The organism is Mucilaginibacter sp. CAU 1740 (genome assembly GCF_039839285.1).
GTDB lineage: Bacteria > Bacteroidota > Bacteroidia > Sphingobacteriales > Sphingobacteriaceae > Mucilaginibacter.
Window position 1 is genome coordinate 553071 of the sequence record NZ_JBDOQS010000003.1, and the last position, 16818, is coordinate 569888.

Here is a 16818-nt window from a genome sequence, read left to right on the forward strand (position 1 = left end):
TTTATCTATTTGGAAAATTTGTAAATGGTAACGGTATGGTAAGTTTGGCCCGGCTTTAACACGGTTGAGGCAAAAGCCGATTGGTTTGGCGCATCCGGAAAGTGCTGTGTTTCCAAACAAAATGCCGAGCGGTGTGGATAAGCTTTTCCGCCCTTTCCGTCTTTAGTTTCGCCGGTTAAAAAGTTGCCAGAATAAAACTGCAAACCAGGCTCTTCGGTAAATACCTCCATGGTAATGCCGGTAACGATACTTTTAACAGTAGCAACCGGGGTGGTCAGGTCATGTTTGTTTAGCACGAAATTATGATCGTAACCTTTACCGTTTTTCAGCTGCTCATCGGCTACATCAATATCTTTACCAATGGTTTTTGAAGTAGTGAAATCAAACGGTGTTCCTTTAACTGGTTGCAGTTTACCGGTTGGGATAAGTGTGGTATCCACAGGCAAAAACGCGTCGGCATTTATTTGCAGTACGTTATCGGTAATAGTTTCGCTACCTGCGCCGTTCAGGTTGAAGTAGGCGTGGTTGGTTAAGTTAACAATGGTGGTTTTATCGGTAGTGGCTTTGTACTCTATTTTCAGCGCGTTATCGTTACCTAAAGTATAAACAACAGTTGCTGTTAAATTGCCGGGATAGCCGCCTTCGCCATCTTTAGATACATAAGTCAGTTCCAGTTGGGAAGCACTTAATTGTTTGGCCGAAAACACCTTGCCGTAAAAGCCATTGAAACCGCCGTGCAGCGTATTTACACCATCGTTTATATCCAGTTGATAAGCCTTACCATTCAGGGTAAATTTGCCCTTAGCTATGCGGTTGCCGTAACGGCCAATGATAGCACCAAAATATGGCTCTTTAGGTTTCTGATAAGTTTTAACAGAATCGTACCCTAAAACGACATCGACAGGTTTGCCATCTTTATCGGGCACCAGCAGGCTCACTATCCTGCCACCATAATTGGTGATAGCCGCTGTAGCGCCGCTATCATTTTTAAGGGTAAATAATTTTACTTTTTGCCCCTGTATATCGGCATTAAAATTGGCCGAATCGGGTATTTGTTGCGTAGCTACCGCCGATGAATCTTTCACGGTCGAATCAGTTGTTTTTGGGTTACCGTTGCAGGCCGCGAATAACGCTGCCGAACAGCTTAATAGCATTAATAAATTACTGTTACTCTTCATAATTTTAAGGTTACCGGCCCAACCATTTGCAGGTGTGCCACTAATTAAATTTTATAATCTGGTTTAACTGATCGGTTAGCTATCAGCGAGACCAATGTAGAAAAATTAATTTATAATTGTTAAAAAAACACTTAAAATATTCAATTAAAAAAAGCCCGCCTCGCGCGGGACTTTTTTATTCAAAAATCAAATGTATAACAGCTTACCAAAACTTAGCATAAAGCATGGTAAGGAGTATCAATGTAACCACAATAAGCGCCAGTGTCGATTTTTCGATCTTGAACATGCTCCGTGGTATTTCGAGTGCTTTAGGGTTAACTTTCGGTCCGGCTAAACTGATGCCGATGGTTACGATCATGGTGAACAAGAACGATAAGCCCATACAGATCAGGAACGGAATTTCGTACCCACCTTTACCGTTCGGGAAGGCCGTGTACAGGAAAGTTTCGTTACCAAACAGCTTAGGCGCGTAGTTATTAAACAGTACCGACATGCCAAAGCTGGTGAGGATGCCCGCGATAGCCGCCGCGCTGGTAGTCCGCTTCCAGAAAAAACCCAACAGGAAAATAGCGAAGATCCCCGGACTGATAAAGCCGGTATATTTCTGGATAAAAGTAAAACCGCCTTCGCCGCCAATGCCTAACAGATCTTTCCAGGTAAGGATGATCGAGAACACCAACGCAGCCACAATGGTCAGCCTGCCAAAAACCACCATGCTTTTTTCGCTGGCTTCTTTGTTAATGTGTTTTTTGTAAATATCCAGCGTAAAAATGGTGCTGATACTGTTAGCCTTACCCGCCAGCGAAGCCACAATAGCAGCCGTAAGCGCCGCCACCGAAAGCCCTTTCAATCCGGTAGGTAAAAAGCCCAATATAGCCGAATACGCGTTATCAATTTTAAAGTGACCACCGGTAGCCATCTCCTGCTGCAAAGCTCCGTTTTTGTACAAAACGTAAGCCGCAATACCCGGCAGCACCACAATTACAGGCATGGCCAATTTCATTAAACCTGCAAACAGGATACCTGTACGGGCGGTTTTTAAATCGGCACCTAAGGCACGTTGGGTAATGTACTGGTTACAGCCCCAATAATTAAGGTTCACAATCCACTGGCCTGCAAAGTACATCGCAATGCCCGGCAGGGCCAGGTATTTATTGATCTCTTCCTGCGGCGCGCCCGGTTTGGGTTTGGTCATCATCATTTTAAAGTGATCAGGAGCATCACTTACCATTTTGTTTAGGCCAGCCAAAGCATCTTTACCCAAACCAAAATGCTCGCTCACCAAAGTAAGGGCAATGTAAGTAGTAGCCAAACCTCCAATCACCAATACCAAAACCTGGATCACATCGGTAAAACCAATCACCTTCATACCACCAAGGGTAATGAACAGGGCGAAAACGGCTAAAGCGATAATGATCTCGTGCAGGTATCCCCCACCGGCCAGGTTGTTGATAGCCAAAGCACCCAGGTAAAGTATCGAGGTAAGGTTCACCAACACGTATAGCAGCAGCCAGAAAATGGCCATAATAAAGCTCACCGTTTCGTTATAACGATTATGCAGAAACTGCGGCATGGTGAAGATCTTATTCTTCAAAAAGATTGGGATAAACCACACAGCCACAATAATGAGCGCGATAGCGGCAACCCATTCATAAGCCGCAACCGCGAGGCCGACCTCAAAACCCTGCCCGCTGGTGCCAATAAACTGCTCGGCCGAAATATTGGAGGCAATGAGCGAGGCACCGATAGCCCACCACGTAAGCGAACCCTCGGCCAGGAAAAAATCATGACTATCAGATACGCCTTTGACCTTTTTACGGCTGTACACCCAGTACCCGTAGCCCGTAACTACAATAAAATAGATTACGAAGATCACGTAATCGATAGTTGCAAATTTGTTCATTATTAGGTTTAATTGCGCCTCACCCAACCCTCTCCGGGAGAGAGGGCTTAGTAAAGCATTTGGTTAAGTTTGGTACAATCTTCTTTTAAACGTCATTGCGAGGCACGAAGCAATCCCCGACCTGCAAAGCCCATCTGTATAGTTTGGGATTGCTTCGTACCTCGCAATAACGACTTTTATATTTTCTCGCGCAGCTGCTCGGCTGTGCTATTTTTATATTTACAGCTTGTAAGCCGCATCGTTCCACCTGATCTCATTCCTGAACTGATCAAGCCTGGTATCCTTGCCAATGCGCAAAAACTCAATACCTGCCATATCAGCAAAATCATTGATCAGCTCGGCCGATAAGTTTTGGCTGTAGGCTGTATGGTGCGCGCCACCGGCATAGATCCAGGCTGCACAACCGGTTTTCATGTCAGGCAGTGGTTTCCATAATACCCTTGCAACCGGTAGGTTTGGTAAATCTTCAACCGGCTCAATAGCTTCAACCTCGTTCACGATTAAACGGAAACGGTTGCCCATATCCACAATCGAAGCATTCAGCGCAGCACCACCGGCCACATTAAATACCAAACGTGCAGGATCAGCTTTGCCGCCAATACCCAACGGATGAACCTCTAACGATGCTTTACCATTAGCTAAACTGCTATCTACCTCCAACATGTGCGATCCTAAAACCAGCGCATTGTTTGGGTCAAAATGATAAGTGTAATCTTCCATAAACGCGTTGCCGCCTGGCAAACCTGCGCCCATTACTTTAAACGCACGTACCAAAGCGGCCGTTTTCCAGTCGCCTTCGCCGGCAAAGCCATAGCCATCGGCCATTAAGCGTTGCGAGGCGATGCCCGGCAGTTGGATCATGCCGTGCAGATCTTCAAACGTATCGCTGAAACCTTTAAAGCCGCCATCCTGCAAAAACTTACGTAAACCAAGTTCAATTTTAGCCGCATCATAAACCGATGCGTGGCGTGTCCCGCCTTTTTTCAGGTCGTCGGCAACGTTGTAGGTAGTTTCGTATTCGTCTATCAGGGTGTTAACCTCGGCATCAGTTATACTATCGATAACCGCAACCAAGTCGCCGATACCGTAAGTATTTACCGAGAAGCCAAATTTCAGTTCGGCCTCAACTTTATCGCCATCGGTTACGGCAACAAAGCGCATGTTATCGCCAAAGCGGGCAAATTTCGCGCCTTGCCAGTCGTACCAACCTGCGGCGGCGCGGGTCCAGTTTTCAATATCTTTTAATGCTTCAGGATCCTGCCAGTGGCCAACAACCACCTTGCGGTTAATGCGCATGCGCGATACCATAAAACCAAACTCCCTGTCGCCGTGGGCGCTTTGGTTCAGGTTCATGAAATCCATATCTATCGAACTCCATGGAATATCGCGGTTGTATTGCGTATGCAGGTGCAGCATCGGTTTTTTCAGGATGCTTAAACCACGGATCCACATTTTGGCAGGCGAAAACGTATGCATCCAGGCAATAACACCGATACAGTTTTCGGCAACATTGGCCTGTTGCAGGGTGTTGTAAATTTCATCGGTCGATTTTACAACCGGTTTGTAAACTACACGCACAGGGATGTTTGCAGCGGCATCAACACCTTTGGCAATCTCTTGCGAGTGCTCGGCAACTTTTTTCAGCGTTTCTTCTCCGTATAAATTCTGGCTCCCGGTAATGAACCATACTTCAAATGTTTTTAAGTCAATCATATATGTCAGTTAATGAATTATCGAGTTATTGATTTAGTTTTTGGGCGAGAGCTTAAATAGCGCCGCACCATGTTTGTTTATTTTTTGTTTGTAGCTTCCGTTGTATTGACCAACATTTTGTTTCTTCCACAGGTCGCGTACGGTTACTTTGCCTTTCAGGCCGAGGTCTTTAAAGTTTAAGGCTACGGCTTTGTCATCATCGCCGATGTTGAAGAAGGCAGCATAGATATCCTTGCTTCCGGGAATCTGCGAATACCAGATCATCGCGCCGTCCTTTTTATACAGTTGCTTAGGGTTAGCACCTTTTTGGTTTACGGCTATTACTTCATCATTGGTAAAAAGCTTCAGTTCAAAATCCCGGTTTTCGGGCAGATTACCACCCAGCATCAGGGGCGATTGGAAGATGCTCCAGAAAGTTATATGGGTATATTCTTCATCTTCGGTAAAACGACTGAAACGTTCCTCACCCACCGGACCGCGTTTGCTCAGCTTACCGATCTGGATCATATCACAATCCGGCCAATGGCCCGGACCGCCTACACCTTCCCAGCTTTTGGCATAATCAAACATGTGCAGTATCTCTTTCCAATTATCCCAAAAATCATCGGCCATGCGCCACATATTGGCATATTTGGTAGCATGGGCAGCCTGTGCAACAGGGGTTTCGCCGGGCGATAAACTTAATACCACCGGCCTGCCACATTGTTGAATGGCTTTTTGATAACCTTCCACCTCGGCATTGCTGTAAGGGCGCGAAAGGTCATCAACCTTAATAAAATCAACACCCCACGAGGCATATAGCTCCAACAGCGAGTTCAGGTATTCCTGCGCGCCAGGCTTTTTCATATCCAGGCCGTACATGTGGTTCATCCATGGGCATTTTGAATTGGTGTCGGCCACCATATCAGCAGTAATACCATTGGTACCCTTAACCGGCGACTTAGACCAAACGGCCTGTCTCGGGATCCCGCGCATTACATGGATGCCAAACTTTAAACCTTTGCTATGGATATAATCGCCCAGCGGTTTAAAACCATTGCCTCCAAAAGCAGACGGAAATTTAGTTGGCTGAGGCGTTAACCTGCCCCATTTATCCATAGTAAGCCATGGCACGTATGATCCATCCTGCAAACGCAATTGAAATGGGTTACCGATGTTACTGCCCGGCGGGTTATCGTACGACCATAAAAAATCAACCACCACATACTCCCAGCCGTATTGTTTCAGATGCTCGGCCATGTAATCGGCATTGGCTTTCACCTCATCCTCATGCACTGCCGAGCCGAAGCAGTTGTAACTGTTCCAGCCCATTGGCGGGGTTGCCGCTATTTGTTGCGCTGATGAGCGATTGATTGAAAATAAGCAGATCAGCAGGAAAAATATCGATATTCTTTTCATAGTTATTGTCCGTAATATGAATCGGGGCCGTGTTTACGCTCGAAATGTTTTTTGATCAAAGCATCTTTCAAGCGGGGTGCGTTATTGTTTATTTGCTCAGTAAGCAAGGCCATTTGGGCTACTGTTTCCAGTACGGCGCTGTTGTAAACCGCTTTCTCGGCGGTTTTACCCCAGGTAAATGGAGCGTGGTTACCTACCAATACCATTTCTACTTCTTTATAATCCAGGCCTTTTTGCTCAAAGCACTCCATGATCTGGAAACCGGTTTGGTACTCGTAGTTCCCCTTGATCATTTCATCATTCATCGGCTCGGCGCAGGGCACATCGCAGGTTAAATGATCGGCATGGGTAGTACCAAAAATGGGAATGCAACGTTGCGATTGCGCCCAGGCGGTGGCGTAGGTAGAGTGCGTGTGCACAATACCGTTGATGCCCTTCCAATGTTTATAAAGCACCGCGTGGGTTTTGGTATCGCTTGACGGGCGGAGGTCGCCTTCGATAGTATTGCCGTCGAAATCAACTATCACCATTTTTTCGGGCGACAGGTCTTCATAAGGAACACCGCTTGGTTTAATGGCGAATACGCCCAGCTCCCTGTCGGCCGCGCTTACGTTGCCGAAGGTGAACAGCACCAGGCCCAGTTTGGGCAGCTGCATATTGGCATTATAGGCACTCAGCCTGATATGATCATATTTACTCATTGCTGTATTATGCGTTTTGCAGTTCGAGATTATTTTTCAGGGCAACTTCGGCAGCTACAAACTGTCCTAACTTATTATACTGATTATAGCGTTGCTGATAAACCTCGTTAAGCGCGATGTTTGGCTCATAAACCTGGTCGAAACCACGGCCCATGGCGGCCATCGCTTCTTCAATGGTTGGATAGATGCCCGCAACCACCGCCGCGAACATGGCCGCGCCCAACGCGCAGGTATGTTTAAACTGGTGAATGCGGATAGGCATACCCAAAACATCGGCCATCATCTGCATTACAAACGGCGATTTTTTTGCCACGCCGCCAATACCAATAATGCCTTTAACCGGGATGCCCTCGCTGATGAACCTATCAACAATACTTTTAGCACCGAAGCAGGTAGCTTCGGCCAAGGCGCGGAAAACCCTTGGCGCATCGCTGCCCAAACCTAAACCACTGATAGCGCCTTTTAACTCCTGGTTGGCATCCGGCGTACGACGACCGTTAAACCAGTCGATTGCCAGCTCATTACTTTCATCAATCGGCAATAAAGCGGCCTGCCTGCTCAGTTCGGGGATGATCATTTCTGAAATTTCTTCTTTCAGCGCCTCGGCAGTGGCGGCATCAATTACCTGCGATTGCGACAGCAGGTTGTTCAATGGCCAAGCCAGGATATTTTTAAACCAGGCATAAGTATCGCCAAAGGCAGACTGACCGGCCTCTAAACCGGCCATTCCCGGAATCACCGAACCATTCACCTGTCCGCAAATACCGCGTACCAATTTGCCTTCCATCTCGGCAGTTGGGGCAACCAAAATATCGCAGGTTGAAGTGCCCATTACCTTGCTCAGGTGATAAGGCTCAATCTGGCCGCCTACCGCGCCCATGTGCGCGTCAAAAGCGCCGGTACCTACAATCACATCGGTTGAGAGTCCCAATATCTCCGCCCACTCCGCGCTGAGGTTGCCGGCTGCTTCGTCCGCAGTGTAAGTATCTTGATATAGTTTATCCCTGAAGCCCGCCAAAACAGGATCGAGGGAAACAAAAAATTCTTCAGGAGGCAGGCCGTCAAACTCCTCGGCCCAAAGGGCTTTGTGCCCTGCCGAGCAGCGGCCTCGTTTAATAGCCTTAACATCATTACCGCCGGTTAACAGGAACGGGATCCAGTCGCAATGCTCCACCCATGAGGCAGCGGCATCACGCACCTGCGCGTCCACTCTCAACACGTGCAGCAGCTTGGCCCAAAACCACTCGGACGAATAGATACCGCCCACATATTTTAAATAATTGGTATCAAATTTTGTAGCATGCTCATTGATCTGTGCGGCCTCTTTAACCGAGGTATGATCTTTCCAAAGCACAAACATGGCGTTCGGGTTGGTTTCAAAACCGGGAGTTAGGGCAAGAGGTGTACCCGTAACATCAACCGCAACGGGGGTTGAGCCGGTGGTATCAACAGAGATACCTTTTATATTTTTAGCGATGGCCTCGCCGCCGGCCTGCGCAATGCAATCTTTAATGGTAGCTTTTAACCCGTCGATGTAATCCTGCGGGTGCTGGCGGAACTGGTTTTCGGCAGGCACGCAATATTTGCCATCGCGCCAGCGGGGATAATTAAATACTGATGACGCTATTTCTTCGCCGTTGGCAGCGTTCACGATCACGGAGCGCACGGAATCAGAACCGTAATCGACACCGATCACTAATTGGTTATTGCTCATATAAAGATTTATAATTATTGTCGAAATAACACTTAATTTTTGAAAAAGAAAAATTTTATTTAAAATTTTATTGAGGAAAAATGAGGTTAACGATTGAGTTAGGTTAAGGATAGGGTAAAAAAGTTATTACATAATTGAGAGGTTGTTAGAATGGGCAACGAGAAGAGAGAATAATAAAGTTAATAATTAGTGTTATTTTAACAATTTAAATAACTAATCCAACACGTCATTGCGAGGGACGAAGCAATCTCGAACAATACAGGGCGAATTTGCATAGCCCCTTGGCTTCCGTGCGATTGCTTCGTACCTACCCATGACAAGTTTAAAATGGGTGTCATGCTGAGCCTGTCGAAGCATGGTGGGCAGGGCCTCTGCGCGCGACTCTTCGACAAGCTCAGAGTGACTGGCCCGCTCGCAAATGTCATACCTCCTTCAGATGCCTCGGCTTTTACTTACTCGCAATGACGCCTTTTTATTTGTTGTTAACCAACTAATCTCTAACCTCCAATCACTACTCTCCGAATATTGGCGTTCCCGTTAGCCAACGGCCCGGGCTTTCCGTTGCAAGTCCTCGCCTATCCTGCGCTCAATTCCTCCCGCGCTGTGGGTTTTCCACTGCAATCCCTAACGCTGGCCGACGCTCCTTTTCGTTATCATAAACAACAAATCAATTATCAAAAACTACAAATATTCATTTCATATTTTAGATAAATTTGATTTGATATACCCACCCCATCCAGCATGACCACCAAACGCGCATTTCTCATCCTGCTTATTGTTTTCTTTACCGCCAGCCTCGCCTCAGCCCAAAGCATTAAAAACTTTAATAAAAACAACAAGCAGATCACCAAGTTCGATAACCTGGGCAATGCTGTAGATGCTCACGATGGCGAGATCGCTTTATTTAATGGCGTTTACTATCTATACGGTACCAGCTACGATTGTGGCTTTGAATGGGGAAACAAAACGGCCCCCTTTTGCGGGTTCAAAACCTACTCATCTACAGATCTGGAACATTGGACAGACAGAGGCTTTATGTTCGATGCTAAAACACCCGTTTGGCAAACTCGCTGCGATGGCAAAACTTACGGATGCTTCCGCCCACATGTTATCTACAATAAAAAAACAAAGCGCTATGTGCTGTGGATCAACGTTTATGATAACCGGGTAGGCTACCGGGTTTTCACCAGCAAAACTCCAGTAGGGCCATTTGCCGAAGTTAAAGAGCCAACCCTCGCCGTAAACAGCGATATGCCCGTTGCCGGCCTCAATAACGGCGATCATGATACTTTTGTTGATGACGACGGCACCGCCTACTTAGCCTATACCGACTGGCGCACCAAAGGCAGCATTGTAATTGAAAAGCTTAGCGATGATTACCTTACAGGCAGCGGTCAATACGTAAAATCAGTTACAACCGGCGAGACTGAAGCTCCCGGCCTGTTTAAACGCAAAGGCAAATATTACGTGGTTTACTCCGACCCCAACTGCGGTTATTGCTCAGGCACCGGTGCTTCGTACCGGATGGCTTCTTCACCATTGGGGCCATGGTCGGCAGGGGTAAAAATTAGTGATAACTCTTGTGGCGGGCAGCCATCCTTTGTATCAACTATAAAGGTAAACTCAGAAACAATTTATCTCTTCGGCAGCGATCTGTGGAATAATGCAGCCAAGAACGAAGCATTGGCTAATTTTTACTGGGCACCGTTAAATTTTAATGATGATGGTTCGATCAAGCCTATGGAATGCATGCAAACGGCGAGCTTTACTAAAAGCAAAAGCCCCGTTAAACCAACTGAAGAATTTATTACCGGCTGTGATATAGGCAAAAACATTCAACGTGTGCAAAGCTTCACAGCTTCAAAAACAGGCACTTTAAAATCTATCAGCTTTACCACCTTTCAAACAGGTTACCCGGACGCCGGGCTTTCAGTTGAGGTTTTTGAGAGCGGAGATAATGGCAAACCTACCGGCGTAGCGCTGGCTTCAATTACTTTACCTGCTGATTCCATTTCATGGTCGGCCCGGAATGCTGTAGTTAAACCCAACGTAGCGGTAACCGGGGGGAAGCAATATGTTGTAATTATAAAATCGGCCGCAACAAAAGGCTGCTATGGTTTCGCTTATAGCGATCTGTTAATGGAGGCAAAAAATATCGCTTCGATCAGTAACGATAATGGAGCAAGTTTTGCTGCCGAAAATAACAGGGTGCTGAAACTTGGTGTTGAGATCCGGTAGGTTCAACACCCTGCCAGTTCATTATCTTTTATAATAAACCATTAACGATGCTTTGGCTAACAATTGCTTACCCAGCATAAAACCGGTTAGCGCCGCAGTTGAAGCCTGCGTTGTACCCAAGTGAGCTGTTTTCAAAGCATACACGGTGATCAGGTAGCGATGATCGCCTTCACCAACGCCGGGGCATGGGCCCTGGTAACCGGGCACGCCAACATCATTAATAGTTTGCAGGCTGCCTTGTGGGGCAATGCTACTTTTAACATCACCGGCACCTTGTTTCAGCTCATGAACATTGGCCGGAATATCTACCACAACCCAATGCCAAAAACCGCTTCCAGTTGGAGCATCGGCATCGTACATGGTGATGGCGAAGCTTTGGGTACCCTCCGGTGCGTTAACCCAACTTAGTTGAGGCGATTTATTGGCACCGTTGCAGCCAAAATTACCGGCAACAAATTCGTTGCTGAACTGCCCGCCCAGATCGGCGCTTTTCAAAGTAAAAGTTTGTGACCATGCGGTACCGGCTATAAACAAGTCGATAAATAAGGAGAAAATCATTTTCATAACAACAGTATTTAATTACCACAAAGTTGGCTTTGCAGCCATTTATACTGTTATTGCAAACGGTTCAAATAGTAGTGCACACAGCTCAAACAGCAACCTGCTGACCGTAAGACGCAGGGGTTACGCCGAACCGTTTCTTAAACGCGGTGTTAAAATTAGAGAGGTTTTCGTAGCCGTAAGTATCGTAAAGTTCGCTGGCTTTACGGCCTTTTTTAAGTTCGGCACAAGCGGCCTCGAGTTTTCGGTCGCGGATATATTTTTGTGGTGATAGGCCGTAAGTCCGCTCAAAATCACGTTTGAAGGATGAAAGGCTTCGGTTGGCTAAAAAAGCCAGCTCATCCAGCGTGAGGTTGTTGAACAGGTTATTTTCAATCAGCTTTTGTAAGGATAAATCCGCATCCGTTTTATCCGGGGCAAATAAGGCTATTAATTGTGTTGGATAGAGTTCATAAATGATCAGCAACAACTCTTCCAGTTTATGTAATACTAAGGGGTACGATAGTTTATGTCCATCATCAACTAATGCCCTCACTCCTTTCAGGTATTCATTGAGGTAAACCGTGTTTGCAAACAAGATGTATGGCGGCACATCTTCTATCCTATTTTTTATATCGATAACATGTTTAACAAAAAAATCAGCAACCAATCTCTCCGGAAAAAAAACAATAAAACTGCTGTACAACTCATCTGCCGAAGTATCCTTCACCACGTGTTCGGCAATAAGCGTGTTTCCTTGTGGTATTACCATTCCCTGCCCCGGCCGGATAATGGTGCAATCGGCATGGCGGTAAATTTCCTTTTGCCCGTTAAGCACAAAGCTGATGGCGCATTGGTTAAATACTACCTGGTTTCTGAATATATCGCCCCGTTCACGGTAGTACACAAAAGAGATATCGCCGGCTTTAATTTGCGGTTTATCTTTAACGGCTTGAGGTACGGTGATGGCTTCCATGGGTAGTGGTAAAACTAATCATTATCCAATAAAAAAGCGGAACGGTTCAATCAACCAATTCCGCTTAAAACTTATAACCAAAACTATCTTTTATTTAACGCCGTTCGCGGCATCAATAATTACTTTGGCAACGGCATCGGGATGTGAAATGAATATTACGTGGCTGCCCTTAACTTCGGTTACTTTGGCATTGGCGCGTTTGTACATAGCGCGTTCAACATCGGGTACAATACTTTTATCTTCGGTGGCAACAATACCATAGCTTGGTTTGGTGTTCCATGCGGCTTCTGTTAAAGGGGTGCCAAAACATTGGGCTGCGGTTGGGCCTTGTGAGGCAAACATAAAGTCGGCTTCGTCTTTGCTCAGGTCGGCAGCAAAACCTGCATGAAATTTAGCTTTATCGTAGTAAACAAAACCTTTATCATCTGGTGGCAAAATGCCGTTTTCGGGAGCTGGTGGGGCAGACATTACCCACTTCAACGTATTTTCACCTTTATCCGGCGCAAAAGCGGCTATGTAAACCAACGCCACTACTTTTGAGTTAACACCTGCTTCGGTAATTACCGTGCCACCGTACGAGTGTCCAACAAGCACAGTTGGGCCATCCTGTTTATCCAAAATGCGGTTAGTAGCATCCACATCATCTTTTAACGAAGTGAGCGGATTTTGCACCACGGTAACGTTATACCCTTTTTTGGTAAGGATATTATACAGGGCTTTAAAACCCGATCCATCGGCAAAAGCACCGTGAACCAATACAATGTTTTTAACCTGGGCACCGGCCTTGTTAGTAAAGGCAAACAGGCTACCCAATAAAATAACCGCCGCCAGTAAATACTGGTTTAAGCGGGAACGGAGTAATGAAGTTTTCATTTTGTTTTGGAGTTTGGTTTTCAAGAATGATGTTATTAACTTATTTAACGCACCATCCAAAGGCCATTCCAAAAACACAATCACCTAATAAACAAACACTTGAAAACAAATACAAAAACTTCAAAAAACGATATATCGGAAACTGGCGATAGCACTATCCGTATATCACAAGTACTTTATTCTTTCGATAAGGCAACAATATCATTTCCATCCAAAGTCCACCGCCCCGTACCTCGGTTTACGGTATTGATCATGGCTTTGCCAACTTCGGCCAATGTGATAAAACCTTTAGGATAAATGAGCCTGCCTATCGGGTACATCCAGCTGATGTATTTATAAAACGACAAGGTGTTTTTAGCGCCTTTAAAACTTTTCATAAAGCCGGGGCGAAAGTTGAACACCTGTTTAAAAGGCAGCTTCATTAAATCGTTTTCGGTTTTACCTTTTACGCGCGCCCACATGCTGCGGCCGGTCTCGCTGCTATCGGTACCGGCTCCGGATATATAGCAAAAGGTCATATCCGGATTTATGCGACTTAATATTTCAGCTACGTGCATAGTTAACAGGTAGGTTACTTTATAGTAAGCTTCTTCGCTCATCCCTACCGATGATACACCTGCGCAAAAAAAACAGGCATTGTAGCCATCAAGTTGGTCTTCAATAGGTGCGAGGTTAAAAAAATCGGCATGAATAATTTCCTTTAGTTTGGGATGGGTAAAACCGCTGGGTTTACGGTTAATGATCAGTACCTGATCTACCTTATCGCTTAGAAGGCATTGGTGCAGCACGCCCTCGCCTACCATGCCAGTAGTGCCGGTTATAATAGCCCTTACTTTGTTAGTTGTTTCCATATGTTATTGATGTAGTCGATCATCAGCTTTAAATATTGTACACCGTGGCATTTTTATCGCGTATATTCCTTTATCGAGTGTTAATTATATGTTACAAAACAAACAATTACATATACACAACGCTTTAACTGTAAAATAGTTAAAATGCCGAGATGGTTAAAAATAACCTTGAAAGTTGCCGGAGCGCTGATAGGTATCATTATAATTTTATTTATCGCCCTCACTGTTTATGTAAACTACAATAAACAGAAGGTGCTTGCTATGATCACGGCCGAACTGAACAAAAACCTGAACGGCACACTTACCATAGGCTCTATCGATCCAACTTTGTTTAAAGGCTTCCCCGGTGTTTCGGTGGAATTGAAAGATGTGACCATGAAGGATAGCAAATGGGCCGAGCATCACCATACTTTACTTACCGCTAAAGAATTTGAGGTGTCGGTAAACGCATCCGCGCTGATGAAAGGCGAAGTAGTCATCAATAAAATTGACATCAGCAATGCCGATATCGACCTTTTTACCGATAGCACCGGTTACAGCAATACATCTATATTTAAAGCCAAACCCAAGGTTGAAAAAGATCCGAAGGAAAAAGAAACCAGCTCATCAACCCAAATTAAACGTTTCACCCTGAGTAAAGTAAACTTTAAGGTAGATGACAGGCATGCCTACAAACTCTTCAAGTTTGCCATTAACAATGTATCCGGCCGGATGGAATATCCCAACAAAGGATGGAATGCTGATATCGACCTGAATACGATGGTGAACAGCTTTTCCTTCAATACAAAAAAGGGCAGCTTCATGAAAAACCGTTTGCTTAACGGGCATTTTGATGTGAGCTACGATTATAATTCGCAGGTGATCAATGTGGCGCCAAACAAGCTTAGCATTGGCGACGACGACTTTAATGTAGCAGCGCAATTTAACCTTAAAGCCCCCACAACACCTTTTACTATCAACCTGAAGGTTAACGACATTTTGTGGACCAGCGCCGCTAACCTGCTTGCGGCCAACATCACCAAAAGCTTAAAAATGTTCGACATTAAAAAGCCTATTGATGTTACCTGTGACTTGAAAGGTGCTTTTGGCGGTGGCGGCGATCCATCTATTTATGTCACCGCTAAGGTTAAAGATAATACCCTAACTACCCAGGGCGGCATCATTGAAAATTGTAGTTTTAACGGTGTGTTTAGCAATAACTACATTAACGGCAAGGGTTTGACTGACGAGAACTCGGTGATCAAACTGTACCACTTTAATGGTACTTACAAGGATATTCCTTTCACCATCGATACAGCGCTGATCAACAACCTCAATACGCCGATAGCTACCGGTATTTTCCGTTCGCGGTTCCCGGTTACCAAACTTAACCCGGTTATTGGCGATGAAAGCCTGAAATTTAGCAAGGGCATTGTCGATTTAAAATTGGCCTACAAAGCGGATATTGTGAACTTCAAATTCGCGAAACCTTATGTAACCGGTAATGTAGATATCAAAAATGCCGATGTGAATTACCTGCCCCGTAACCTGGTATTTAAAAACAATTCTATCGCCTTAAAATTTACCGAAAAGGATCTGTACATCAATAATATCCGCTTACAAAACGGCAGTAGCGTGGTTAACATGCAGGGTAAAGTGAGCAACTTTTTGAATTTGTATTATACCGATCCGGAGAAGATCCTGATCGTATGGCAGATCACCAGTCCGGAGATACACTTGGGCGAGTTTTTGGGCTTCCTGAACAGCCGGGGTGGCGGAGAAAGCAGTGGTGGCAGTAGCGGCTCGGGGAAAAAAATGTCAAGTAAAAAGATTACCAGTCAGCTTAATACTGCTTTTGATAAAGGCCAGGCCGAACTGCACCTGCGGGTGGCCAAATTATATTACAAAAAGTTTTTAGCTACCGATGCTACGGCTGATATTCTGCTGGCCGATAACGCGATGAAGGTGCGTAATGTAAGCCTGAAAAGCGCAGGCGGCTCATTAAATTTAAGCGGATTAATTTTACAGGGACCGGTGAACAATTTTGCGGTGAGCACCAACGTTAACCATGTAAATACAAGCGCGTTTTTCGCGTCGTTTGATAATTTTGGATTGAAGGATTTTACGAGTAATAACCTGCAGGGTTTCCTTTCGGCAAGGGTTGATATAAAAGGCGGACTAAAAAACACCGGCGATCTGGTGCCGAAATCAATAAAGGGCTTTGCCCAGGTTGATTTTACTGAAGGTGCGCTCATTAAATTCGCACCGATTAAAAGCGTGGGTAAATTCGCATTTCCGTTCCGGGATCTGGATAATATCACCTTTGGCGATCTTAAAGCGCGGTTTGACATTAACGGAGATAAGATCAACATAGCGCCAATGCAGATCAATTCGAGCGTATTGAATATGGATGTAGAGGGCGTTTATTCCTTATCCCGCGGAACAAACATCGCGTTGGACATCCCGTTGCGTAATCCGAAGAACGATGCCAAAATAACTGATGAAACCGAACGCCAGAAAAAACGTATGAGGGGCATAGTGCTTCATATTTTAGCTACCGACGGCGATGACGGCAAAATCAAAATAAAATGGAACAAAAACCATAAAAAAACCGATGGAAGTGATAGTGATAAAAAGGAGGATGACAATGATAAAAAAGCGGAAGAACAGCAGCAAACCAGCGGTGGTACAGACAACGTCAATCGGTAAAGATATATAAATTCACAATATCTTCACCCTAACCGTTGTTCATGG

12 protein-coding genes are annotated in these 16818 nt (G+C 45.4%); 2 read left to right on the forward strand and 10 right to left on the reverse strand.

The window, feature by feature from the left end:
• Nucleotides 1–5: 5 nt before the first annotated feature.
• The 6 genes from AAFN85_RS09880 to AAFN85_RS09905 all read right to left on the reverse strand — a co-directional run bounded on the left by AAFN85_RS09880 (nt 6) and on the right by AAFN85_RS09905 (nt 8607).
• Nucleotides 6–1178 (reverse strand): aldose epimerase family protein, encoded by a 1173-nt coding sequence (locus tag AAFN85_RS09880; RefSeq protein ID WP_347527022.1) that lies wholly within the window; start codon nt 1176–1178, stop codon nt 6–8.
• Nucleotides 1179–1380: 202 nt separating this feature from the next.
• Complete coding sequence (locus AAFN85_RS09885) at nt 1381–3081, reverse strand: sodium/solute symporter (protein WP_347527023.1); 1701 nt, start codon at nt 3079–3081, stop codon at nt 1381–1383.
• Nucleotides 3082–3300: 219 nt separating this feature from the next.
• Nucleotides 3301–4794 (reverse strand): L-arabinose isomerase, encoded by a 1494-nt coding sequence (gene araA / locus AAFN85_RS09890; RefSeq protein ID WP_347527024.1) that lies wholly within the window; start codon nt 4792–4794, stop codon nt 3301–3303.
• A 33-nt stretch (nt 4795–4827) separates the two neighbouring features.
• Nucleotides 4828–6192 (reverse strand): glycoside hydrolase family 27 protein, encoded by a 1365-nt coding sequence (locus AAFN85_RS09895; protein ID WP_347527026.1) that lies wholly within the window; start codon nt 6190–6192, stop codon nt 4828–4830.
• A 2-nt stretch (nt 6193–6194) separates the two neighbouring features.
• Complete coding sequence (locus AAFN85_RS09900; protein WP_347527027.1) at nt 6195–6893, reverse strand: L-ribulose-5-phosphate 4-epimerase; 699 nt, start codon at nt 6891–6893, stop codon at nt 6195–6197.
• Nucleotides 6894–6900: 7 nt separating this feature from the next.
• Nucleotides 6901–8607: a ribulokinase gene (locus tag AAFN85_RS09905; RefSeq protein WP_347527029.1), complete on the reverse strand. Its 1707-nt coding sequence runs from the start codon at nt 8605–8607 to the stop codon at nt 6901–6903.
• Between the two features lie 741 nt (nt 8608–9348).
• Between AAFN85_RS09905 and AAFN85_RS09910 the strand changes: the two genes are divergently transcribed.
• On the forward strand, nt 9349–10845 hold the full coding sequence (locus AAFN85_RS09910; protein ID WP_347527030.1) for a family 43 glycosylhydrolase: 1497 nt from the start codon (nt 9349–9351) through the stop codon (nt 10843–10845).
• A gap of 21 nt (nt 10846–10866) precedes the next feature.
• Here the strand turns inward: AAFN85_RS09910 and AAFN85_RS09915 are convergent, their stop codons facing one another.
• The 4 genes from AAFN85_RS09915 to AAFN85_RS09930 all read right to left on the reverse strand — a co-directional run bounded on the left by AAFN85_RS09915 (nt 10867) and on the right by AAFN85_RS09930 (nt 14085).
• Entirely contained in the window at nt 10867–11409 is a 543-nt protein-coding gene (locus AAFN85_RS09915) for a YbhB/YbcL family Raf kinase inhibitor-like protein (RefSeq protein WP_347527032.1), read from the reverse strand.
• 85 nt (nt 11410–11494) lie between these two features.
• The gene (locus AAFN85_RS09920) at nt 11495–12361 is read right to left on the reverse strand and encodes an AraC family transcriptional regulator (RefSeq protein ID WP_347527033.1); all 867 of its coding nucleotides are present in this window, start codon (nt 12359–12361) and stop codon (nt 11495–11497) included.
• A 90-nt stretch (nt 12362–12451) separates the two neighbouring features.
• Entirely contained in the window at nt 12452–13234 is a 783-nt protein-coding gene (locus AAFN85_RS09925; RefSeq protein WP_347527034.1) for an alpha/beta hydrolase, read from the reverse strand.
• A gap of 176 nt (nt 13235–13410) precedes the next feature.
• A complete protein-coding gene (locus AAFN85_RS09930) occupies nt 13411–14085 on the reverse strand; it encodes an NAD-dependent epimerase/dehydratase family protein (protein WP_347527035.1) in 675 nt (224 codons plus the stop codon).
• A 144-nt stretch (nt 14086–14229) separates the two neighbouring features.
• Here AAFN85_RS09930 and AAFN85_RS09935 point away from each other — a divergent pair, with 144 nt between their 5' ends.
• The gene (locus AAFN85_RS09935; protein WP_347527036.1) at nt 14230–16773 is read left to right on the forward strand and encodes an AsmA-like C-terminal region-containing protein; all 2544 of its coding nucleotides are present in this window, start codon (nt 14230–14232) and stop codon (nt 16771–16773) included.
• The last annotated feature ends 45 nt before the right edge of the window (nt 16774–16818 follow it).

Bases quoted from the DNA above. Each gene is read 5' to 3' on its own strand.
- AAFN85_RS09920 (WP_347527033.1), bottom strand. From the start codon at position 12,361: ATGGAAGCCATCACCGTACCTCAAGCCGTTAAAGATAAACCGCAAATT.
- AAFN85_RS09895 (WP_347527026.1), bottom strand. From the start codon at position 6,192: ATGAAAAGAATATCGATATTTTTCCTGCTGATCTGCTTATTTTCAATC.
- araA (WP_347527024.1), bottom strand. From the start codon at position 4,794: ATGATTGACTTAAAAACATTTGAAGTATGGTTCATTACCGGGAGCCAG.
- AAFN85_RS09915 (WP_347527032.1), bottom strand. From the start codon at position 11,409: ATGAAAATGATTTTCTCCTTATTTATCGACTTGTTTATAGCCGGTACC.
- AAFN85_RS09930 (WP_347527035.1), bottom strand. From the start codon at position 14,085: ATGGAAACAACTAACAAAGTAAGGGCTATTATAACCGGCACTACTGGC.
- AAFN85_RS09880 (WP_347527022.1), bottom strand. From the start codon at position 1,178: ATGAAGAGTAACAGTAATTTATTAATGCTATTAAGCTGTTCGGCAGCG.
- AAFN85_RS09905 (WP_347527029.1), bottom strand. From the start codon at position 8,607: ATGAGCAATAACCAATTAGTGATCGGTGTCGATTACGGTTCTGATTCC.
- AAFN85_RS09900 (WP_347527027.1), bottom strand. From the start codon at position 6,893: ATGAGTAAATATGATCATATCAGGCTGAGTGCCTATAATGCCAATATG.
- AAFN85_RS09885 (WP_347527023.1), bottom strand. From the start codon at position 3,081: ATGAACAAATTTGCAACTATCGATTACGTGATCTTCGTAATCTATTTT.
- AAFN85_RS09935 (WP_347527036.1), top strand. From the start codon at position 14,230: ATGCCGAGATGGTTAAAAATAACCTTGAAAGTTGCCGGAGCGCTGATA.
- AAFN85_RS09925 (WP_347527034.1), bottom strand. From the start codon at position 13,234: ATGAAAACTTCATTACTCCGTTCCCGCTTAAACCAGTATTTACTGGCG.
- AAFN85_RS09910 (WP_347527030.1), top strand. From the start codon at position 9,349: ATGACCACCAAACGCGCATTTCTCATCCTGCTTATTGTTTTCTTTACC.